The following is a 21,790-nucleotide window of genomic DNA, read 5'->3' on the forward strand; positions in this document are numbered from 1 at the left end:
CGCTAATGAATTTGCTTATCAAATCTGCAACTATTACTGACCCGGGTTCGCCCTTTAACCAGCAAATTGTTGATGTATTGATCGAAAAAGGACACATTGCCAAAATTGCCCCTACTATTACTTCTGATTTTACTTCTGATTTCGAAAGCTTTGAAGCCAAAGGCAAATACCTGGCCCCCGGCTTTTTTGATCTGAACTGTAATATCGGCGAACTTGGCCTGGAAACAAAGGAAGATTTGCATACCGGAACCCAGGCAGCTGCTGCTGGAGGCTTCACTGGTGTGGCTTTAATGCCAAACACACAGCCGCCGGTTCATTCAAAAGCGGAGATCGAGTACTTGATGAACCGGGCAAAAAACAACCTGGTTGATTTTTATCCATTGGGCGCTATATCCTATAAGAGAGAAGGTAAAGACTTAGCAGAGATGTATGATATGTACCAAAGCGGTGCAAAGGCATTTACCGATGGAAACCGTCCTGTACAGGACGCTGGCCTGATGGAACGTGCGCTTTTGTATACCAAGGGCTTTAATGCGCTCGTGCTGTCCTATCCGGAAGATACGGCCATTGCTGGAAAAGCAAAAGTGCATGAAGGCGAGGTAAGCACCTTGCTGGGCATGAAGGGCATCCCAGCGCTGGCTGAAGAGCTGATGGTAGCGCGCGATCTTTACCTTGCTGAATACACGGAGTCGAGAATACATTTTAGCACCATATCAACTGAACGCTCTGTCGACCTGATCCGGGAAGCGAAAAAGAAAGGCTTGCAGGTAACCTGCGATGTGGCAGTTCACCATTTACTACTGACTGACGAGGCTTTAATGGGCTTTGACAGCCAGTATAAAGTAAAGCCTCCGCTGCGTACGCACAAAGACGTAAACGCTTTATTAAAGGGATTAAAGGATGGAACCATCGATGCTATCGTCTCTCAACACACGCCACACGAAGTAGAATTCAAAAACGTAGAATTTGAAATGGCCGAATTTGGTATGATTAGTTTACAGACAGCCTTTGCAACTGCATTGGAGGCTGGTTTAAGCGTTGATGCCATCATTGAGAAAATGGCCATCAATCCGCGAAAAATATTGAATGTGGAAGTGCCTGTGATAGCTGAAGGACAAAAAGCAAACCTGGTAGTGCTGGACAAAGATGCGGAATGGACATACGATAAATCGAATAATAAGTCGAAATCTTATAATTCTCCTTTCATCGGGAAAAAACTTAAGGGCTCAGTTTTGTTAACCTATAACAACAATAAGCAATTTAAATCTTAAGCCATGATCGATCCCAAAATAGAGTCAGCTTTAAAAGCTGCTTTGACCGCTTTTTCGCATTACAACAATATCGATGCAGCGCCATTGATTACAAAGTTTAAAAGTGTATTTGCATCTGACGAAGACTTTTTAGGTAAGGCAGATATGCTGGATGAAGTTTTTGACGACAATCCGAATATCGAATCGCTTCGCGAAGTGTTTTTTGATCTGCTGATGGTAAATTTCTTCAGCGCCGATGTAAAAAAACTGGAAGATGATTACCTGGAATCACCCGAGTGGGAGGAGATAGAAGAGGAAACCTTAGACAGAGGGACGGAATTGCTGAATCTGCTACTTTATCTGAACGAATGTGAAGACGAAGATATCGAGCCGGAATTGAGTGATTACCTGAAAGAGTTTTTGTTGGTTGATGAAGACGAGTTTCAGGACGAATACCGTATTTACGAGCCGGTGATAGAAAACCAGATATTGATGGAGAGCCCGGTGTCGGAAATTAGCCGTGTAGCCAAAGCCTTGCCGGGTGATTCAGAGATCAAAGAGATATTTTATCCGCTGATGTGCTTCTTCCATGGAGTGGCAGCAGGGGAGTATGAAAAAGAAAAAATTGCGGCCAACGCTATCGAGAAAGATTCTGATATGGCGGTGCTGGAAATATTGATCAGTTTTAATTAATGGAAAAGATAAATTCAGTAATTAGAAGGAATGGTATTATTTATGGAGTCATTTTGGGAGTAATCTTATTGATTTTAGGCATTTCTTTATACTACTACAAAACGAAATTTACGGAATCTTTTTTTATGATTGCTGTGGGGGGGGACTACATTCAATGGCTCTTTAGAGTAGGTTTAGCGATTTTGTTTTGTTACAATCTGCGGAAAAAAATTGGCGGATATTGGAGTGTAAGACAAGCTACAGCAGGAATTTTTATAATGTTTATGGTTGCCTACGTTATTCAATTTGTAGGTAGAGATTTATTGTTTGAAAAGGTCATAGATAAAAATACCGTAATAAATACTCATACTGCGTTCACAAATGCAAGTCAACGATTACTTAAAGAAGATGGTAATGTTGCCAAGTTTAATGAACGACAAAAGAAAATTGACGAAAATTATCCTACCGTTCAAAAAAATGTTTCTATTTCAGAAGCCATAATCGGATTCTTAATGGCAATTATTTTTATATTCATTATTTCGTTAGCATTTGCCGCAGGGTTTAGAAGGGAATTAGTTTATATATAATTCCTCAATCTTGTACCAGGTCCATTTTGATAATGTCTAATTACTATATTAGAGTAAATTATCGAACTCTAAAAACAATCACAATGGAACAAACAGCAGCACCAAGCTCAGCAAAAATTGCTATTAAATGGTCTTTGATTTACGTCTTAGTGGCGATCGTAATTACGTACGCATCCGAAATAGCAAAACTTAGTGTTAACTCACCGGTAAAGTATGTTACGTATGTATTCCTTATCGTTTTCTTGCTCTTAGCACAAAAAGAACATAGAGATAAACTGGGCGGATACATTAAATTTGGCGACGCGTTTGTTACAGGTTTGCTGTACGGCATATTCGCAGGAGTATTAACAGCGGTATTCGTTTACATTTACCTTTCGATATTAAGTCCTGAGATATTCGCGCAAGCAATAGACCAACAAAGACAGGCTATGGTCGATTCGGGCAAAATGTCAAGTGACCAGATTGACCATGCAATGGATATCGCTAAAAAATATGGGCCCATTTTGGGCGCAATCGTAACAGTGTTCCTATATGCTATACTTGGCGTAATAGTTGGACTGATAGGCGCAGCGATCTTTAAAAAGGAGCCATCAATTTATAGCACGCCGGATTCTTCAACTATGTAATTCGGTATAAATTAAAAAGCGCGCCCTGGTTGAATAATCAGGGCGCGCTTTGCTTCTATAGAAGACAGATCTATTTTTTCACGATCTGTTTTACAATATCATTTCCGAAGGCGAATACCATCAGGCAGATCAGCAGAACAAAGCCTACAATCTGCGCCCTTTCGAGGAATTTATCGCTAAGCGGCTTACCTTTAATCATCTCAATCAACAGGAACAGGGCATGACCGCCGTCTAATGCCGGAATAGGCAGTAAGTTCATCAATGCCAACACCATCGACAATAGGCCTACCAGGTTCCAGAAACGCAGCCAATCTACATGGCTACCAAACATTACCGCGATACCGATAGGGCTTGAAATGGCTTTACGTGCCTTCACTTGTCCTGTAAATATCTTGCTCAGCGCTTTAGACTGATCAGTGAAAGTGCCCCATGCTTTTGATGCGCCAACAGGAAGCGAACCAAAGAAACCAAAATGAATTGTGGTTTCCGCCGGTAAAGTTGGGTTAGGAATGAATCCCAGCGTGCCCTCTTTTGTTATCTGCGCCGGTTGCTGGCGTGTCACGTTATTATGCCAAATAGTTAGTTCTACCTGTTTGTTCTTATTATTCTGCAACGCTGTTTGCACCTCATCAAAAAATGCAGTCTTCTGTCCATTGATAGCTAAAATACTGTCTCTCTTAGCCAAGCCTGCTTTTTGAGCACCGCTATTGGGTGATATACCATCAATGGCAAATTTTACCCTTGGTTTTACAAATTCGGCAATGCCGTAATCAGAAAGGTCATTCAGGATAGTGCCTGGTACGGTGATCAAAACTTCTTTACCGCCGCGCTCAACAGTTAATACGCTGTTACCAAGTAATACTTTTGAACTTACCAGTTCATCGAAGTATTCTATGTGTTTTCCATTTACTGAAACGATCTTATCACCCGCTTGTAAACCTATCTTTTTACCAACAATGCCTGGTGCAATACCATATTTCAGGTTATCATTTGGCGTTTGGGTCTCGCCATACTTCAACGTAATTACCCAGAATATCAGAATACCTAGTAAGATATTTACCGTAATACCGCCAAGCATCACGATCAGACGCTGCCAGGCCGGTTTTGAGCGAAATTCCCAGGGCTGCGGCGGACCGGCCATTTGCTCAGTATCCATCGATTCGTCGATCATACCTGCAATTTTTACATAGCCACCCAGAGGTAGCCAGCCGATACCATATTCAACACCTTTATAATTGAATTTGAACAGGCTTATACCCCATGCATCAAAAAACAGGTAGAATTTCTCCACTTTAATACCAAACGCACGCGCCGCTATAAAGTGGCCAAACTCATGCAATATTACCAGAATCGAAAGGCCCAGCAATAACTGGCCCACCATGATCACAATACTCATCCTTTTTTATATCAATTTGTAAATGTCCTTAACGGAATTTGTTTAATTAAATTTTGTGCAAAAATGCGTGTTTCTTTATCCGTATTCAAATAATCATCCAGCGTGGGCTGGGCATAATAGCCAACCTTTAGCATGCACTCTTCAATCACGTCGCTCATCGCCAAAAAGCCAAGGCCATTGTTCAAAAAGCCTGCCACTGCAATTTCATTAGCCGCATTGATGATGCATGGCATATTTCCGCCCTGTTTTAAAGCCTCAAACGCGAATGCAAGATTACGAAATGTCTTTATGTCAGGTTTCTCAAAAGTAAGATTGGGGTAATTAATAAAGTCAAACCGCTTGAAATTGTTTTCAATCCTGCCGGGATAAGTGAGTGCGTATTGTATCGGCAGCTTCATATCCGGCAAGCCCATTTGCGCTTTGATAGAACCATCCTTGAACTGCACCATCGAATGAATGATAGACTGCGGATGAACTACAACTTCTATCTGCTCAATACTCAGATCAAATAGCCATTTTGCTTCAATCACTTCCAGGCCTTTATTCATCAACGACGCCGAATCGACGGTGATCTTAGCACCCATTACCCAGTTTGGATGTTTTAACGCATCTTCGCGCGTTACACCTGCCAGGAATTCCAAACTTTTTCCTCTGAACGGTCCGCCAGAGGCAGTAAGGACAATCTTTTCAATCGAATGATTTTCTTCACCAACCAAACATTGAAAAATGGCGGAGTGCTCCGAATCAACAGGAAGAATATTGATATTATGTTGTTTAGCAAGATCAGTGATTAATTCACCTGCAACGACTAAAGTCTCCTTGTTAGCCAGCGCAATGTCTTTCCCTGCTTTAATGGCATTAATGGTAGGTTCCAGTCCCGCAAAGCCAACCATCGCCGTAAGCACCATATCGATTGCCGGATCGGTAACAATATCCTTAATGGCATCGATACCCGGCAATACATTTACTCCAGTTGAGGCAAGAGCTTCTTTTACGCGGTCATAATATTTCTCATTGCAGATAATAGCATAAGCAGGTCTGAATTTCAGAGCCTGTTGTATTAGTAGTTCAGCGTTATTTTGGGCAGTCAGCACATAGGCATTGAACAACTCCGGATTTTCGGCAATTACCTGCAAGGCTTGCGTCCCGATACTCCCTGTAGAGCCTAATATTGCTATATTCTTTTTATTCAACTTCGGTATTCCTTCTATTAAACAATATACTTCCCCAACTCGTCCGCGATTTTCCTGTCATTGGATAATCGCGGTACCTTATTCTGTCCACCCAATTTGCCCTGCGAGCGCATGTAATTAATAAATGCATCTTTGGCGAGGCTTTGGATGATCAAAGGTTGTAAAATGTTACCTTCAATCAGGTCAAAATAATAAATATTTTTCTTTTGCAACGCCTTATCTACTTTTAACGCAAAGCCTTTCATATCAGTTGGCTTTCTGCCGAACTCGATGAACCATTCATGATAAGGCAGTTCACCTTTGTTTGGATTGACTTGTGGTGCAACGGTAAATTCCACAATATCCACGCCTTCTTCATTAGCCACACTCATCAATGCATGCTCTACTTCTTGGCCAATGACATGCTCGCCAAAGGCAGAGATATAGTGCTTGATGCGTCCGGTTACGACAATCCGGTACGGATTTTTCGATACAAATTTTATCGTATCGCCAATACTATACCCCCATAGGCCGGCAGTAGTGCTCAGTAACAGGGCATAATTTTTATCCAGCTCCACATCCTGCAGACTTAACCGGGTAGGATTTTCATTGAAAAATTCCTCTGCCGGAACGAATTCATAGAACATTCCTGAGTCGGTTAGCAGCAGCAAACCTTTCTCTTTTTGCGAATCCTGGAAGGCAATAAAGCCTTCAGAGGCAGGGTAGGTTTCGATTGAATCGATCTTGAAACCAATACTTTCTTCAATTCGTGCGCGGTAGGGTTCAAAATTTACCCCGCCATATACAAAAAGTTTGAAGTTTGGGAAGATATCCTTTACTTTCTTCCCGCCTGTTTTTGCCGCCAGCCGGTCGAAATACATTTGGCACCAGGGCGGTATGCCCGATATCAGCCGCATATCGGCATGAAGCGTTTCTTCTACAATGGCATCCACCTTTTGCTCCCAGTCGTCTATACAATTTACGGTGTAGCTTGGCAAACGGTTCTTTTGTAAATATTTAGGTACCAGGTTTGCCACAATGCCCGATAATCTCCCTACCGAGATGCCAGCCTTTTTACTCAATACCGGACTTCCTTGCAGGAATATCATTTTGCCATCAACAAAATCAGCTTTACCAGTTTCGTGAATATAGCTCAACAGCGCATTGCGGGCAGCTTTAATGTGCTCCGGCATGCTTTCCTTGGAAATTGGAATGTATTTTATACCGGACGTGGTGCCCGATGTTTTTGCCAGGTACTCAGGTTTGCCCGGCCAAAGAATGTCGGGGTCGCCGTGCGTTACCTGATCGATATAAGGCCGTAGGTCTTCATAATCACGGATCGGGACCTGCTTTTTAAAATCTTCGTAAGAACTAATAGTATCAAAATGATGATCTTTCCCGAAGGCCGTGTTTTTTGCGCTTGAAATTAAATGTTGAAAGGTTTTTTGCTGAAGCGTGACAGAGTTTTGCCGGATCTTATCCAAATCCTTATTCACCCAGGCAGCGAATACTTTGCTCAATGCGGCCTTTAATCCCATCACTCAATTCGTTTCGTTTAGATTGTCATCCACATCCTGGTGACTGTAAACCAATTTACGATAAGTTACTGCCAATATAATATTTACAAATGGGTAGGTGAACATGATCAAAATAGAGACGAGCGGGTAATATTGTGATATCTTAGCCGGAACGCCAATACATAATAATATAATACCCAGTATAACCAGTACCTTAAGTAAATAACCTTTAGTTAGCCTGAAACTTTGCTTCATAGATTCAATTGGGCCTGAATGGTCGTCTACAATAAAGGTATTGAAGAACATGATCCTTAAAAAAAAGTAAAGGGCTGCGATAACGCCAGCAGCTTTGATTATGTTATCAACTATTGGATATTTTTCAAGATAATCAACCAAAACAGCAAAATTGGTAATGATAAATGCCAGAATAAATGCTACTGCCAAATAACTTATTATCATTTTAAACCCGGGTAAGACTTGTTTAAATTCAAATTCGTAGTACTCGCTATCGATAAGAGTGAAGATCAGTTTATACAATCCCAAGGTAGTATAAGCTTGTGTAAGTATGAGCATGAACGACACCACCATCGTCCCCGCAAAGGCTTCAGGTGCTATAATCATTTCAATGATTATACCTAGTAAAGACAGCAGGATAAAAGATACAACTGAAAAAACGATTATGGTGATAAAGTTCCTTTTAAACAAATACCACGAAGTTTTAAGAATATCTAAAACGGAAAAAGGGTGATACATAGTCGGCTTACGATATTTTTAATACGACGCGCTTCCAAAAATCCTGCATAAATCCAAACCCGTAGGCGATTAATTGAGTAAAGGCGGCAACAATGCTCAAAAGTGCAACTTTTACCGACTTGTTTCTCCACCACGAGTGGAAAAATATCAACAAAACGAATAGAGCGTATGCAAAGTTACACAATTCAGCTATGGGCCATTGCAAAATATTGGCTATCAGAGTAAAGAAAATTCCGAACGTAAAAATGGCCGGAAAAAAGTGTACAGCCTTTAGTTCAGACGGGAAGAATTTGTACACATTAATGCGTGCACGGCCAAAAAAATGCAGCTGTTTGTAGAACTGGAGGAAGTCGGTACGGCGCTTATGATAAACCTTGGCGTTAGGTATCAAGCCTATCTTAAATCCGGCTGAATGGATGCGGATGCTGTATTCAATATCTTCGCCGGAGCGGGTGATAATAAACCCACCTACGGTTTCCCAAACCTTGCGGGAAACACCCATGTTAAAACTGCGCGGATGAAACTGCCCAATGGCCTTCTTATTGCCGCGAATGCCACCAGTTGTAAAAGGGGAGGTCATGGAATAGCTAATTGCCTTTTGTACCGGTGTAAAAGATGGATGGGCATCATCGGGTCCGCCATAGGCATCCAGCCAGTTGGTTTTCAGGTAATCGTTTACTATTTGCAGATAGTCAGCAGGTATCAGGCAGTCCGAATCGAAAATAATAAAATAATCGCCTTTGGCGCGCTCAAATCCATAGTTGCGGGTAAAGCCCTGGCCTTCGTTCTTTTTTACGTAGTAGCGAACGTTCAGTTTATCCTCAAAAGACTTAACGATGTCAGCCGCATCATTTACCGAACCATCCTCCAAGACCAGCACTTCAAAATCCTTGTAAGTCTGCAGCGTAAGCGACTCCAGCAATTCTTTTATTTCCTGTGGACGATTGTATAAGGGGATAATGATGGAAAAAAGCATTCTTTCTTTTTAGATGTGAGACGTGAGATTTGGGATGTGAGACAAAGAACTCAGAAATAAATTAAGAGTCATTAAACTGAACGAGAAACTTTCCAAAGATTTTAAAGTCTCATATCTCAAATCTAACATCTCAAATCTCATTAAATAGTTTCCTCTACCTGGTAATGATTACGGTCATGAGAGCTGCGCGATACCAACTCGGCAACAAAGCCAGTTAAAAACATTTGTGAGCCCACTATGATAGCAACAAGCGCAATATAAAATAAAGGTTGCGTGGTTATATCGCGGTAATGCTGGTTGTGTGCTATGGAATAAAGCTTTTCACAGATCATCCATATAGCGATGATAAGACCGGTAAAGAAGCTCAAAACACCAAAACTGCCAAAAAAGTGCATAGGGCGCTTACCGAATTTCCCAACAAAAAATATCGACAGCAAGTCCAAAAAGCCATTTACAAAGCGGCTCATACCGAATTTGGTCTTGCCGTATTTGCGTGCGCGGTGTTCTACAATTTGTTCGCCTATTTTTGTAAAACCAGCCCACTTGGCTATTACCGGAATATAACGGTGCATCTCGCCATATACTTCAATATTTTTGACCACTGCACTGCGATAAGCTTTCAAACCACAATTAAAATCGTGCAGATTTTTTATACCCGACATGCGTCGGGTAGCAGCATTGAATAATTTAGTCGGAATCGTCTTTGTTATCGGATCGTAGCGTTTGGCTTTCCAGCCGGATATCAGATCGTAATTGTCTTCGGTAATACGGCGGTACAACTGTGGTATTTCATCGGGACTATCCTGCAGATCGGCGTCCATGGTAATTACTACACGGCCCTTTGTTGCCGCGAAGCCAACATTCAGGGCAGCCGATTTACCATAGTTACGCCTGAATTTTATACCCCGGATAAATGGGTTACTCTGCTGCAGCTTAAGAATCATATCCCACGATCCGTCATGACTTCCGTCATCAACAAGGATAATTTCGTAAGTGAAACGGTTTTCAAGCATTACACGGCTTATCCACGATGTGAGTTCCGGTAACGATTCTACTTCATTAAACAGAGGTACTACTACTGATATATCCATTGATCGGGCATGCGATTGGATGTATGTTGAATCAAGATTTTCCAAACGAGTGCAAAAATACAAAAAAACCGCTACCGTTTTGATACGTAAAAAGCCGTAGAAAATTGCTCTGATTTTTTAATATCTTGCATGCTTTATCTATAACCATGAGACTCACGAAAGTTATTATTACCCTATTAGCGCTGGGTATTGCAGGCCAGGTAAAGGCACAAACCACCGAAGACACTCCTCCAACTAAGTACGATCAGCACAAAGTATTTGATCCGCTGTTCTATCCGCCAAAGAACGGTGATGAGCGCGCGCAAAACGGTGCACCCGGATCGAAATATTGGCAAAACCGTGCAGATTACAAACTGAATGTTACCCTTGATACTGCTAAACACCGTGTAAGCGGTACCGATATTATTACTTATACCAACAACAGTCCCGGCCCATTGCCATTCCTTTGGCTGCAGGTGGATCAGAACATATATAAGGCTGATTCGCGTGGGGCCGCTACCAGCACAGTAGACGGTGGACGAAATGGTATAAAAGAATTTACCAATGGGGATGAGATCAAATCAATTACGATCATTGGTAAAGATGGCAAAGAAGAAAAGACCGACTATATTGTTACAGACACTCGTTTGCAAGTCAAGCTTAAAAATTCATTAGGTGGCAACGGGGGGCAGATCAAGATTAAGATCGAATATGCTTTCGATATTCCGCAGTATGGTACGGACCGTATGGGACGCATGAAAAGCAAAAATGGCTGGATATATGCCATTGCCCAATGGTATCCGAGGATGGAGGTTTATGATGATATCACCGGCTGGAATGTGATTCCATATATGGGAGCAGGCGAGTTTTATCTTGAATATGGCGATTTTGATTTTACAGTAACTGCTCCGTCTGACCTGGTTGTCGTAGGTTCCGGTGAATTAGTTAACCCTAACGAAGTCTTTACGCCTAAAATCATCAGCAGATTGTCAAAGGCTAAGGGCAGCGATAAAACAGTTTCGATAAAAGATTCAACCGAGATAGGTAATAAAGATTTTTATCCTAAAAAAGCTAATCTGACCTGGCACTTCCTCTGCAAAAACTCACGTGATGTGTCGTGGGCCGCTTCGAGGGCCTTTATATGGGATGCGGCACGTATCAATTTGCCGAGCGGTAAAAAGGTATTAGCCCAGTCCGTTTACCCAGTAGAAAGCGCAGGAAATGAAGCCTGGGGACGTTCAACTGAATACGTAAAAGGTTGCATAGAGCTTTACTCGAATGAATGGTTTGAGTACACCTACCCGGTTGCCACTAACGTTTCCTGTAACGTAGGCGGTATGGAATATCCCGGCATAGTTTTCTGCGGATCGAATAACAAGGGTGGTGCCTTATGGGAGGTTACTAACCACGAGTTTGGCCACAACTGGTTCCCGATGATCGTAGGATCGAACGAACGTAAATATGCCTGGATGGATGAAGGCTTTAATACCTTTATTAACCAGGTGGATACCAAAGTATTCAATAACGGAGAATATTATGAACCGCGTGACGAGGAAAAAGGTGCAGCCGGTATGTTCCCGCAGGATGCTGACGCGATAATGAATATACCTGATGTGATTCAAGCCGATTACCTGGGTTATGCAGCCTATGATAAGCCAGCGTTGGGTTTAACCATTCTGCGTGAGCAGATTTTAGGCAAGGAGCGTTTTGATTATGCGTTCCGCACTTACATCAAACGCTGGGCCTTTAAGCACCCAAGTCCGTGGGACTTTTTCCATACGATGGACAATGCAGCAGGCGAGGACCTGGGTTGGTTCTGGAAAGAATGGTTTACGACAACCTGGAAGTTGGATCAGGCTGTAAAAAGTATTGAATATGCAGATAAAAATCCTGAAAAAGGCTCGCTGATCACGCTTGAGAACCTGGAAGAAATGGCCTTGCCTGTTACCCTATTTGTTAAGGAAGAAAACGGTAAAACGGGCACTATAAAATTGCCTGCCGAAATATGGGAGCGTGGTGGTACGTGGACATTCCTGTATAAATCAACCTCAAAAGTGCTTTATGCAATTATTGACCCTGAGCATAAACTGCCGGATATCGATCCTGATAATAATTCATTCAGCAGCGTATTGGTTGAACCAGGCGTTACAGCAACTACGGTTGTAAATAAGTATTTTGATGCCATTGGCGGAGAAAGTAAGGTAAAAGGCGTTGACGACCTGACTATAACATCCGAAGGTGATATCCAGGGTGTTCCGATTAAGAAAGTAGGCCGCTATAAATCGTCTGGCAAAGTTTATCTTGATATGGTGGCGCCATCCTATAACGGCCTTGTGGTAAATCGTATTGTGGTTAATGGCGACAGCGTTCAGCTGAGACAAATGAACAATAAAGTTCCACTGGATACACTCAGCAAAAAATACCTGAGAGCACGTACTCATTTCTTCCCTGAACTTTCTTTTGCCAAAAAAGGGTATACAGTTCAGTTAGATCCAAGATTGCAGGTAGTAAACGGTGAGTTGGCGTACTTGCTATATGTTACTCAACCTGATGGCGTTAAAATGAGATACTATTATGACGCGCAGACAGGTTTGAAAGTAAGACAGTATATCGATATCTCTGGCGGAAGTACTATATATGACTGGTCGGATTACCATGACGTAAATGGTGTTAAAATACCTTATACCGAAAAAACAACAGTTGTTGGTCAGCCAATAGTGTTTAAAGTTAAAGATGTTAACGTAAATAGTGGAATAGCTGACGATACTTTTAAAGACGAATAGCTTTACAAATAGATTCTGAATTTTGAGATTATTTATATCCTTCTCAAAATTCAGAATTCTTAAGCTTTTGAAAGCATGATAGAAATGCTATTGGGTTCAGCCTGATAAAGTACATAACTACCTTTTTCATCCTTTTTAACTTGCAGCTGATGCGTGTGCTTACCTTGTGTGACTTTCACATTTTTCCAGCCTGAAGGAACATAAGTTTTAAGGGTTAAAGGCAAATAATACATGCTTTTTTCCAGTGAATGATCAAGAGACACGCTTATCTTCCCGCCCTTATTATTCGCAGTCACTTTTGAGGATTCACGCTCACGCATGTAACGGGTCACATCACCGAACGTGGCAACCCAAAGGTTATCTTCTTTGCTTCTGATATAATGGAAATATTCATCCAGCATCGTGCTTGAAAGGGCTTCATAACCCATGCCATCGATACCGTGAAATACCAGTACCAGCCAGGTGTCTTTCCTGGCTGCCGTAGTATCGACCCACGATTTCATTAATGACAAAGGTGTTTTAGTGGTGCCGCCACGTTGCCATTGTACGTAATCTTTGTTATTTGGTCCCGGTGTTACGTTGCTGGCACGATCGATCTCTTTTAGCCATGATTCGGGCATACGGTTCCGCAATGCCGGATAAATTTTATAGGCGATCTGCATTACCCGGTCGTTTTCGTAACCATAAGGCACCTCGCACGAGAAAGTGTATTTGGGGCCAAGATGAGTTAATATCTCTTCTTTACTTTTTTCCAATTCGTATTTGATGTTGGCCTCGTCCAGACCGGGCATAGTAGCGTGGGTAATAGAGTGGCTGGCGATTTCATAACCTTCTGCTGCATCTTTCTTAAAATCTTCCCATGTAGAGCCCACGGCTTCCTTATACTCAGGGCAAGGCTCATAACCGGATTTGAAATCATCATGGCGAACCTTTGTGTACAAAGAATCTATCAATTTAAAGGCCTTATCTTTTTTACCCGAATCATACATGCTACCTGCTTTTGTGTGATAGCTTATAGTGCCTTTATAGCCCAGATAACCCGCGGCTGAGCATCGCTCTAAAAAATTCTGGTCATTTGTCGGGGTAGTAGCAGATTCTTTGATGATCTCAGCAACCGGTCTGCCCACAAATTTGCCACGATATTTTGAACCGCTAATGGGGCCGGTAATAACAAAGAAAGTCGCCGGCATTTTTATTTTTTCCATAACAGGCAGTGCCTTCAAAAATTGGTTCCTTGACGCATCATCATAGGTGATAGAGACAGCACCATTTTTACCATACTGCCATTCCGTAACGGATGTAGCGCCAATTACAAATTGCTGAGAAAAACAAAATAACGCCTGGCAGCTAAAGATTGGAGCAAGAAACAGGCATTTCGGGTTTATTGGTTTGAGAAAATGCATACTCAAATATAACCATCAGCAGGTATGCATAAAATATTGCACACAATTGTTACTTATAACAAGTAACAGATAAAATCACATTGTAATGACGGTACCTATGCGGTGACCATCAAATGAAATAGGGTGCTTTTCAAGAAAGTTTCTCAGTTTAGTGCCGTTATGTTTTTCAGCATGGTACATGAATCCGTCGAATATTAACAGAAAGCCACCTTGCATCAAAATAGACTCTCCATAGCCCCGCATAATCGGAGAATGACGCGAATCGCCTACGAGTTTCAGATAGGTACCTGTGCCCAAATAAGCAATATCAAGTGCGCCATTGATTAGAAATATTTTTTCAAGTTTCTTTTGCTGTTCCAGCGTTTCTGCAGCGGTCAGATTTTTCTTCCTGTATTTTTGAACGCTGGCATAGCCTAATAAAGCGGTACCGAAATCAACAGCGCCCCAGATGGTGTTCATCTGAAAGAAATATTGCCCTTCGCGACTGACTCCCTTAGAAGAAGTAACCTGAGTACCACCTAAATTCGTATATGTAGTTGTGCCCTTATTATTCCAACCCCATATAGCTCCTGTACCCAAATTAACTGCACCCCAGACACCTAATACCTTCATTCCTGATGAAGTGGTATTAATACGCAGGTTGTTATAATATTTTAGCGAGTCCTGCGCAAAGGCAGAAGTGCAAAACAGGATAAGAATTATGACAAAGGTTTTTTTCATCGGAGTTTTGTCCGTTCTTTTTAAAATTAAGTAAAAATAATAAATAAGAGTTAATGGTTTGAGGTTAAACGGTACTTAGTTCAAAAGGGTTTTGATAAACGGTGAATTACATCCTGCTCTGTCCCCTTAAACGGCCCGGGAGATTCCATTTTCAGGCTCGCTATTGCTGCTGCAAATTCGCCAGATTCCTGTATGTCTTTGCCCTTTACGCGCTGATATAAATAGCCACCCATATAAGTATCGCCGCAGCCGGTCGCGTCAACTATTACTTGTGGTCTGTATGCGGGAATACTGTAAAAAGTGTCTTCGAAATAAATCGTAGAGCCCATGCTGCCATTCGTAATCACAACTTCTTTTACCCCCCAGTCGGCCAACAACTTAGCACCGTCGCTTACTGCTTTATATCCTGTTAAAACGGTCATTTCGGCCTCATCGACCTTCAAAATGTCTACATACTGCAAAGCCTCTGTTTTATCGGACCAATCCACAGCCAGCACTTTTTGGTTTTCAACTTTGCGAAGATAACCTTGTGCATCCAATGAAACTTTGCCTTTTTTAGATATTTCCTTGATAAACTCTGTTGACATGTCATCAGCGAGCAGTGGTCCCAAATGGAATATTTGCGCCTCTATATCTTGTAATGGTTCAATAGCAAACGGATCGGCTTTAGCTAAAACATTTTGTGTGCGGATATCCGGGTTATCGCCATAAATATTTTCAAAAAAGACAGTGTGTGTACTCGGCTGCACTTTTATTTCAAGTCCTTTACCCCGGAGCCGGTCTACGTATTGCATCTCGTCTTCTGCAAGGGCGGTCATTAAAAGATACTTCACATCCAGGTTGCACACAGCATAGGAAAAGTAAAATGCAGTGCCTCCGGCCATGTAGATGGTCGTTTTCGGCGTAACAATTTTATCGGATGTAAGGTGGCCTACACAGCAGATATCGTACATAAGAAGATTTAAAAGTGAGCAAGATAGCAATTTGCTCAAATACCGCAATTATTTGCCCAAATGCTATAAAAGGTTAGGGGATAATGTTTTTATATTAACCAACTGTTCGGTAGTAGCGTAAGCGAACGGTGTTGTATCAAAAGCGAACGATTGCAATTTGGCGAAATAATTTTAAGTATTTGATATTCAAAAATTTAAATTATTGGCAATTGATTTGTCTAGTACCTTGTATAAAACAGTATGACTGTATTTTTTAATCCATAAATCACGGTGTTATGATAATGAGCTATCTGAAAATTGCCTGGCGCAACATGGTAAAGAATAAAACTTTCTCGATGATCAATATCATTGGATTATCGTTGGGTATATCTGTATGCTTTATCATTCTGATGTTTGTTCAGCATGAACTAAGCTATGATAAGTACAACAAAAATGCCGACCGCATGGCACGCATCGAGTTCAAGGCAGTCATGAATGGGGGACAGATCCACGAAGCGTCTGTAATGGCGCCTGTTGCACAGGCCGTTAAAAGTGATTTCCCTGAAGTAGAAGATGCGACCCGCCTAGTTAATATAGGAGGCCAAAAGGTCACTTATGGTACAAGGACTTACAAGAATGATGCAGTCGCGCTGGTAGACCCTAACTTTTTTTCAGTTTTTACATTACCGTTGACCGAAGGTGATATGAACTCGGCATTGTCAAAGCCGGGAACGATCGTTATTTCTAAAGCCACCGCCGAAAAGTATTTTGGTAATGAAAATCCAATCGGCAAAACGCTGGGCTTTAACAACAATACAGACTTGTACAAAGTGACAGGAGTGTTTGATAAGATACCAGACAACTCGCACTTTCATTTTGATATCCTGGGAACGATGCTAAGCTTTAAGCCAGCAGAGTCTTCCTCCTGGATGCAGGGAGCATTCTTTACTTATTTACTTTTCCGACCTGGTGCCAACCAAATGGCACTGCAGGCCAAGCTTCCACAGATGGTAGAAAAATACATGGGCCCGCAGATAAAGCAGGAAATGGGACTAACCCTAGATCAGTTCCGCACCAAAGGCAATCAACTTGGTTTTATAGTGCAGCCCCTCACGGCTATCCACCTGCATCCCCTGGCCACCAATGAGCTTGAACCAGCAGGAAACGCCAGTTATGTATATATTTTTGGTGTTATCGGCATTTTTATGTTGCTGATAGCCTGTATAAATTTTGTCAATATGGCGACTGCCAGCGCATCTAAACGAGCCAAAGAAATCGGTGTACGCAAGGTTATAGGTTCTGATCGTTCGCAATTGATAGCACAGTTTTTAATGGAATCAGCACTGCTGGTGTTTGCCGCACTGGCAATAGCTTTTGCACTGATCATTATATTTCTGCCTGTGTTTAACCAGATTTCCGGCAAAACGCTGACGTTTGATTTTAATTTTAAACTGATAGCTGCCTTGCTGGCTCTTGGCGTCATTGTAGTAGTTGCAGCAGGCATTTACCCTGCTTTCTACTTGTCATCATTCAACCCGATCTCGGTTTTAAAAGGAAAAATGTCCACCGTTAATAAAAGTTTCAGTCTGCGCAGCGGGTTGGTTGTGTTCCAGTTTTTTATTTCCGTGTCGCTTATAGTAGGGACGATAGTGGTATACCAGCAAATGCGGTATATCCAAAACAAAGATCTTGGCTATAATAAAGAACAGGTCGTAACTATCCCTAATTCTTATTTTCTTGGCAGAAATGAAAAGTTGTTTAAGGACCTGATGTTAAATGATCCGCGCGTGGTGAGCGGCAGCCTGTCGTGGTATAAACCTGCCGGTCCAACCAACAATAATAATGCAATGATCTATCCGGCCGGGCATGGTAACGTTGCCATGAAGAGTGTAAATTTTTATGTAGACGAGCAATATATCCCAACGCTAGGCATCAAGATGGCTATTGGCCGTAATTTTTCGCCTTCTATAAAAACAGACTCATTTGCTATGATCCTGAACCAGGCAGCTGTAAAGGCACTCGGTTTTACTAATAATAACGTTATCGGGCAATACGTTGTGCAGAATAACAGTAATAAAGGAAAAGATTCCAGATTTCATGTAATAGGCGTGGTAAAGGATTTTAATTACAGGTCATTGCATGAGGGTATTTCGCCAATGTTTTTAACCCTTCAACCCGAAGGCGGGGTGATGTTTAAGATCAATACAAAAGATGTTGCGGGCGTGCTGGCTGCTATGAAAAAGCAATGGGATTCTTTCAATACAGGCGAGCCGTTCACCTATGCTTTCCTGGACGATCTTTATAACAGAACCTATGCCGCTGAGCAAAAGACAGCCGTGTTGTTGGATATCTTTTCTTTGTTAACTGTAATTGTAGCTTGCCTTGGCTTATTTGGCCTGGTGACTTACTCTGCAGAACAACGGGTGAAAGAAATTGGTATCAGAAAAGTACTTGGCGCCAGTGTGGGGCAAATCATACGTATGTTGTCAACCGATTTCCTGCGCCTGGTATTGATCGCCTGTTTGATCGCATTTCCATTGTCTTATTGGAGCGTTAGCAAATGGTTACAAAGCTTTGCTTACCACGTAAGCATCCAATGGTGGATATTTGGTCTGGCAACTATAAGTGCATTGTTGATTGCATTGGTAACGTTGAGCTTCCGCTCTATAAAGGCAGCGCTGGCTAACCCTGTAAAGAGCTTAAGAACTGAATAAATTAACGATTAACCATAAATATTATGATCCAGAAAGCCATTTCTGAATTTGGCTTTCGGATCGTATTCAGCAACTAATTTTTTAAAATCAGCCAGTTTCTCATAGCGTGATTCCAGCACTTTTGGCGCCATCGTAAATATTTTACCCCAATGTGGACGAGGGGTAAAAGCAGATAATTCTTTTTCGATAAGCGGGAGCAGTTTCATTACAGCTTCAGTATCCTGTTTCCATGTAAAATGAATAGTGACTGAAGTTTGATTATGACAAGGACTCATCCATAAATTATCAGGAGCGATGGTGCGTATCTCGGTGATGAACAAGTGTGGACCAATCTGTCTGCCCAATTTTGATACAGCTTCAATTGCCTCAACTGCATGTTTTAGTGGTACGAAATATTCAGACTGCAGCTCTTTACCGCTGCTTGGTGTAAAGCCCATCTTAAAATGTGGTAGACGCTCGTGCCATGGTCCGGGCACACCCATCTGGTCAGTACAACTTTCGGCCGGATGGTCAATGATAGGATGCAGGTTTTTTGTCGCTGCTTTAGCGCCATAAAACTCAGGTTGATTATGATCTTTTTCTTCCATCCGGCTTTTTATCCAAACCTCGTTGATACTATCGCTCTGCCAATCGGTAAACAAACTTACACTGTACCCGGATGACATGATCTCCTCGAAATGAGCCTTCAATTGCGATATGGGCAATTTTAAAAATACCCGTTGGCGCACATTGTAAGTGGGCTCGATTTGTAGCGTTATTTTGGTGATGATGCCCAGAGCCCCCAAACCAACCACAGCTGCATTCAGTTTTTCAGGATCAACAGTTTTTGATAAATGCACGATGCTACCGTCTGCTATAACAATTTCAAGCCCCGTAACTACTGATGAAAGATTGCCATTTTTAATGCCTGAGCCATGTGTAGCGGTAGTGATGGATCCGGCAACCGAGATATGGGGTAGCGAGGCCAGATTGTGCAAAGCGTAGCCATGCTGATGCAGGTAGGGAGCCAATTCGCCATATTTGATGCCACCTTCAACGGTAACAGTATGGTTTTTAGCATCAAGTGAAATTACTCTATTTAAATCGCGTGTAGAAATCAGGTCATCTTTGCTATCGGCAATCGTGTTGAAACAATGTCTTGTGCCTAATGCCCGTAGTTTGGGCAGTTTTTTTACCAATTGCTGTACTTCAGTAATAGATTTTGGATATTGAACATTATCCGTACTGTAAGTAAGATTTCCGGCCCAGTTGTGTAAACGGGGCTGTGCGGCCCAGCTTTCGAGCGGTGATAAAAGGGGAGTAGCCATTAAGGTCGTGCTTAGTTGGATAAAAGTCTTTCTTTTCATGGTCAAATTGGTTATTACAAGGTAATATTAATTTGACGATTGTGGAAGAGCGTCGAATGAACCCTCTTTCCAGTTTTTTATTTTGAAGGTATAATTTAAGATCGGTTTTAGGGCGATGCTCTCAATAATTTTCCAGGTTTTTAACTCATGAATAAATTGGGGTACTTCGTAGCCGCCTTTTAGGGCAGCATCATTATAAAAATCTTCTTTGGTAGGGTGATCCGGTAAGCATGCATTAAATAAATAGCCAAAAACATCCTCCTCAATAATTGCAGAACTGATTCCGACACAATCGTCCAAGTGGATCATATTGACAGGAGCCAGCCCATTTGGAATATCCTTTTTAGCGGCAAAGAAACGACCAGGATGACGGCCCGGTCCAACCAGACCTGCAAATCGAATAATAGTAGTTTTGAAGATATTTTCGCTCCGAAAGAGGTTTTCAGCTTCAAATAAGATCTTACCTGATTCAGTATCAGCGTTGGGTGCATCATTTTCAGTTACCGTTTTATTATGGTCGCCATAAACTCCAGTTGAGTTGATGTAGATCACTTTCTGAATATTGTTATCCAAAATAACCTGAATGATGTGCTTGATTTTGGGCAGATAGGCAGAGCCTTCACCTTTTTTTAATCCTGGCGGTATGCTGATAACCAAAACATCGGATTTAAAGAAGTCAGCGTCATAATTTATTTGATCGGCATTTATTTGAACAATAAAAGGCGTGATGCCGATGGCTTTCAATGTCTCCAACTTTTCTGCTGAAGTCGCCGAGCCCTTGACAACGATGCCCTTTTGCAACAGTTCTTTCGCTAATGCTTTGCCATACCAACCACAACCTAAAATGCTAACGATCATTCTCTTTGTAACAATAAACTGATTGCCGGTAAACCTAATGCGTTTTTTCCTATTTTTCGCAATTAATAATCCGATGTTATCCATGAAATATTTTTTAGCTATAGTAGGTTTGGTTCTTTTAACTACTTTAAATGTTTTCGCCCAGAAAAACCCGGTGGTTGATGGCTGGTACGCCGACCCGGAAGGAATCAAATACGGCGATGTTTACTGGATTTTCCCCACCTATTCAGCCGAATATAATAAGCAGGTGTTCTTCGACGGATTTTCGTCAAAAGACCTGGTTCACTGGGAAAAGCGCCATGATATCTTAGATACATCAGCTGTTAAATGGGCCAAACGTGCCATGTGGGCGCCGGCTGTATTGGAAAAGGGAGGCAAATATTATTTCTTTTTTGGTGCTAATGATGTGCACAAAGGCGAGATAGGAGGAATAGGTGTAGCGGTTGCCGCCAAACCGGAAGGCCCTTATAAAGATCTGTTGGGTAAGCCGCTTATCAATGAAATTGTAAATGGCGCCCAGCCCATTGATCAGTACGTGTTTAAGGACAAAGACGGAAGCTATTACATGTATTATGGAGGCTGGGGGCATTGCAATATTGTAAAATTAAAGGACGACTTCAGCGGAATTACCCCTTTCCCTGATGGGACATTATATAAGGAGATCACGCCGGAAGGTTATGTAGAAGGGCCATATATGATGTATCGCAATGGCTATTATTATTTTATGTGGTCGGAAGGGGGCTGGGGCGGACCGGATTATAAGGTGGCTTATGCGATGTCGAAATCGCCGCTGGGGCCCTTCAAGCGTCTTGCGACGGTATTACAGCAAGATCCTAATGTTGCGACAGGGGCGGGTCACCATTCGGTTATTCATTCTGTTAGCGATGATAAATATTATATTGTCTATCACCGTCGCCCGCTTGGTGAAACAAGCGCAAATCATCGTGTAGTATGTGTTGATGAACTATTTTTTGACAGGGAAGGACATATCCTCCCAGTAAAAATGACCAAATAG

Annotated in this window: 18 protein-coding genes; 7 read left to right on the forward strand and 11 right to left on the reverse strand. The window is 42.0% G+C overall.

Annotation, left to right across the window (positions count from 1 at the left end; translation table 11 throughout):
* Nucleotides 1–5: 5 nt before the first annotated feature.
* From Q3A68_RS15860 to Q3A68_RS15875, 4 genes are all read left to right on the forward strand, one after another.
* Nucleotides 6–1,271 carry a dihydroorotase gene (locus Q3A68_RS15860; protein WP_302902090.1) on the forward strand — a complete coding sequence of 422 codons (1,266 nt, stop codon included), beginning with the start codon at nt 6–8 and terminating at the stop codon, nt 1,269–1,271.
* A gap of 3 nt (nt 1,272–1,274) precedes the next feature.
* Entirely contained in the window at nt 1,275–1,943 is a 669-nt protein-coding gene (locus Q3A68_RS15865; RefSeq protein WP_302902091.1) for a hypothetical protein, read from the forward strand.
* Nucleotides 1,943–2,509, forward strand: coding sequence for a DUF4199 domain-containing protein (locus Q3A68_RS15870; protein WP_302902092.1), 567 nt, complete (start codon nt 1,943–1,945; stop codon nt 2,507–2,509). Before Q3A68_RS15865 ends, Q3A68_RS15870 begins: the two co-directional genes overlap by 1 nt.
* An 83-nt stretch (nt 2,510–2,592) precedes the next feature.
* The gene (locus tag Q3A68_RS15875; protein WP_302902093.1) at nt 2,593–3,135 is read left to right on the forward strand and encodes a DUF4199 domain-containing protein; all 543 of its coding nucleotides are present in this window, start codon (nt 2,593–2,595) and stop codon (nt 3,133–3,135) included.
* A 70-nt stretch (nt 3,136–3,205) separates the two neighbouring features.
* Here Q3A68_RS15875 and rseP read toward each other — a convergent pair whose 3' ends face one another.
* The 6 genes from rseP to Q3A68_RS15905 form a co-directional block, all read right to left on the reverse strand.
* Nucleotides 3,206–4,531 carry an RIP metalloprotease RseP gene (rseP, locus tag Q3A68_RS15880; protein WP_302902094.1) on the reverse strand — a complete coding sequence of 442 codons (1,326 nt, stop codon included), beginning with the start codon at nt 4,529–4,531 and terminating at the stop codon, nt 3,206–3,208.
* A gap of 11 nt (nt 4,532–4,542) precedes the next feature.
* Nucleotides 4,543–5,724, reverse strand: coding sequence for a 1-deoxy-D-xylulose-5-phosphate reductoisomerase (locus tag Q3A68_RS15885; protein ID WP_302902095.1), 1,182 nt, complete (start codon nt 5,722–5,724; stop codon nt 4,543–4,545).
* Nucleotides 5,725–5,741: 17 nt separating this feature from the next.
* Nucleotides 5,742–7,241, reverse strand: coding sequence for a GH3 auxin-responsive promoter family protein (locus Q3A68_RS15890; protein ID WP_302902096.1), 1,500 nt, complete (start codon nt 7,239–7,241; stop codon nt 5,742–5,744).
* 3 nt (nt 7,242–7,244) lie between these two features.
* Nucleotides 7,245–7,841, reverse strand: coding sequence for a hypothetical protein (locus Q3A68_RS15895; protein WP_302902097.1), 597 nt, complete (start codon nt 7,839–7,841; stop codon nt 7,245–7,247).
* 139 nt (nt 7,842–7,980) lie between these two features.
* Complete coding sequence (locus tag Q3A68_RS15900) at nt 7,981–8,949, reverse strand: glycosyltransferase family 2 protein (protein WP_302902098.1); 969 nt, start codon at nt 8,947–8,949, stop codon at nt 7,981–7,983.
* Nucleotides 8,950–9,089: 140 nt separating this feature from the next.
* Nucleotides 9,090–10,040, reverse strand: coding sequence for a glycosyltransferase family 2 protein (locus Q3A68_RS15905; protein ID WP_302902099.1), 951 nt, complete (start codon nt 10,038–10,040; stop codon nt 9,090–9,092).
* A gap of 146 nt (nt 10,041–10,186) precedes the next feature.
* Between Q3A68_RS15905 and Q3A68_RS15910 the strand changes: the two genes are divergently transcribed.
* Complete coding sequence (locus tag Q3A68_RS15910) at nt 10,187–12,802, forward strand: M1 family metallopeptidase (protein ID WP_302902100.1); 2,616 nt, start codon at nt 10,187–10,189, stop codon at nt 12,800–12,802.
* A 59-nt stretch (nt 12,803–12,861) separates the two neighbouring features.
* Here the strand turns inward: Q3A68_RS15910 and Q3A68_RS15915 are convergent, their stop codons facing one another.
* The 3 genes from Q3A68_RS15915 to Q3A68_RS15925 form a co-directional block, all read right to left on the reverse strand.
* Complete coding sequence (locus Q3A68_RS15915; protein WP_302902101.1) at nt 12,862–14,205, reverse strand: polysaccharide deacetylase family protein; 1,344 nt, start codon at nt 14,203–14,205, stop codon at nt 12,862–12,864.
* 75 nt (nt 14,206–14,280) lie between these two features.
* Nucleotides 14,281–14,925, reverse strand: coding sequence for a DUF6992 family protein (locus tag Q3A68_RS15920; protein ID WP_302902102.1), 645 nt, complete (start codon nt 14,923–14,925; stop codon nt 14,281–14,283).
* 80 nt (nt 14,926–15,005) lie between these two features.
* Complete coding sequence (locus Q3A68_RS15925; protein WP_302902103.1) at nt 15,006–15,878, reverse strand: PfkB family carbohydrate kinase; 873 nt, start codon at nt 15,876–15,878, stop codon at nt 15,006–15,008.
* A gap of 281 nt (nt 15,879–16,159) precedes the next feature.
* Here Q3A68_RS15925 and Q3A68_RS15930 point away from each other — a divergent pair, with 281 nt between their 5' ends.
* Nucleotides 16,160–18,571 (forward strand): ABC transporter permease, encoded by a 2,412-nt coding sequence (locus Q3A68_RS15930; RefSeq protein ID WP_302902104.1) that lies wholly within the window; start codon nt 16,160–16,162, stop codon nt 18,569–18,571.
* A gap of 8 nt (nt 18,572–18,579) precedes the next feature.
* Here Q3A68_RS15930 and Q3A68_RS15935 read toward each other — a convergent pair whose 3' ends face one another.
* Both Q3A68_RS15935 and Q3A68_RS15940 read right to left on the reverse strand, forming a co-directional pair.
* Nucleotides 18,580–19,917, reverse strand: a complete 1,338-nt coding sequence (locus Q3A68_RS15935) for an FAD-binding protein (protein WP_302902105.1) — start codon at nt 19,915–19,917, stop codon at nt 18,580–18,582.
* Between the two features lie 27 nt (nt 19,918–19,944).
* A complete protein-coding gene (locus Q3A68_RS15940) occupies nt 19,945–20,859 on the reverse strand; it encodes an SDR family oxidoreductase (protein WP_302902106.1) in 915 nt (304 codons plus the stop codon).
* On the opposite strand from Q3A68_RS15940, the gene Q3A68_RS15945 reads away from it, so the two are divergent.
* Nucleotides 20,858–21,790, forward strand: coding sequence for a glycoside hydrolase family 43 protein (locus Q3A68_RS15945; RefSeq protein WP_302902107.1), 933 nt, complete (start codon nt 20,858–20,860; stop codon nt 21,788–21,790). The two genes, Q3A68_RS15940 and Q3A68_RS15945, sit on opposite strands and share 2 nt — an antisense overlap.

It is taken from the genome of Mucilaginibacter tolerans (assembly GCF_030519375.1).
Lineage (GTDB): Bacteria > Bacteroidota > Bacteroidia > Sphingobacteriales > Sphingobacteriaceae > Mucilaginibacter.

Coding starts and splice junctions, on each gene's coding strand:
- Q3A68_RS15860 (WP_302902090.1), top strand. CDS start 6: ATGAATTTGCTTATCAAATCTGCAACTATTACTGACCCGGGTTCGCCC.
- Q3A68_RS15865 (WP_302902091.1), top strand. CDS start 1,275: ATGATCGATCCCAAAATAGAGTCAGCTTTAAAAGCTGCTTTGACCGCT.
- Q3A68_RS15870 (WP_302902092.1), top strand. CDS start 1,943: ATGGAAAAGATAAATTCAGTAATTAGAAGGAATGGTATTATTTATGGA.
- Q3A68_RS15875 (WP_302902093.1), top strand. CDS start 2,593: ATGGAACAAACAGCAGCACCAAGCTCAGCAAAAATTGCTATTAAATGG.
- rseP (WP_302902094.1), bottom strand. CDS start 4,531: ATGAGTATTGTGATCATGGTGGGCCAGTTATTGCTGGGCCTTTCGATT.
- Q3A68_RS15890 (WP_302902096.1), bottom strand. CDS start 7,241: ATGGGATTAAAGGCCGCATTGAGCAAAGTATTCGCTGCCTGGGTGAAT.
- Q3A68_RS15895 (WP_302902097.1), bottom strand. CDS start 7,841: ATGATTATAGCACCTGAAGCCTTTGCGGGGACGATGGTGGTGTCGTTC.
- Q3A68_RS15900 (WP_302902098.1), bottom strand. CDS start 8,949: ATGCTTTTTTCCATCATTATCCCCTTATACAATCGTCCACAGGAAATA.
- Q3A68_RS15905 (WP_302902099.1), bottom strand. CDS start 10,040: ATGGATATATCAGTAGTAGTACCTCTGTTTAATGAAGTAGAATCGTTA.
- Q3A68_RS15910 (WP_302902100.1), top strand. CDS start 10,187: ATGAGACTCACGAAAGTTATTATTACCCTATTAGCGCTGGGTATTGCA.
- Q3A68_RS15915 (WP_302902101.1), bottom strand. CDS start 14,205: ATGCATTTTCTCAAACCAATAAACCCGAAATGCCTGTTTCTTGCTCCA.
- Q3A68_RS15920 (WP_302902102.1), bottom strand. CDS start 14,925: ATGAAAAAAACCTTTGTCATAATTCTTATCCTGTTTTGCACTTCTGCC.
- Q3A68_RS15925 (WP_302902103.1), bottom strand. CDS start 15,878: ATGTACGATATCTGCTGTGTAGGCCACCTTACATCCGATAAAATTGTT.
- Q3A68_RS15930 (WP_302902104.1), top strand. CDS start 16,160: ATGAGCTATCTGAAAATTGCCTGGCGCAACATGGTAAAGAATAAAACT.
- Q3A68_RS15935 (WP_302902105.1), bottom strand. CDS start 19,917: ATGAAAAGAAAGACTTTTATCCAACTAAGCACGACCTTAATGGCTACT.
- Q3A68_RS15945 (WP_302902107.1), top strand. CDS start 20,858: ATGAAATATTTTTTAGCTATAGTAGGTTTGGTTCTTTTAACTACTTTA.
- Q3A68_RS15940 (WP_302902106.1), bottom strand. CDS start 20,859: ATGGATAACATCGGATTATTAATTGCGAAAAATAGGAAAAAACGCATT.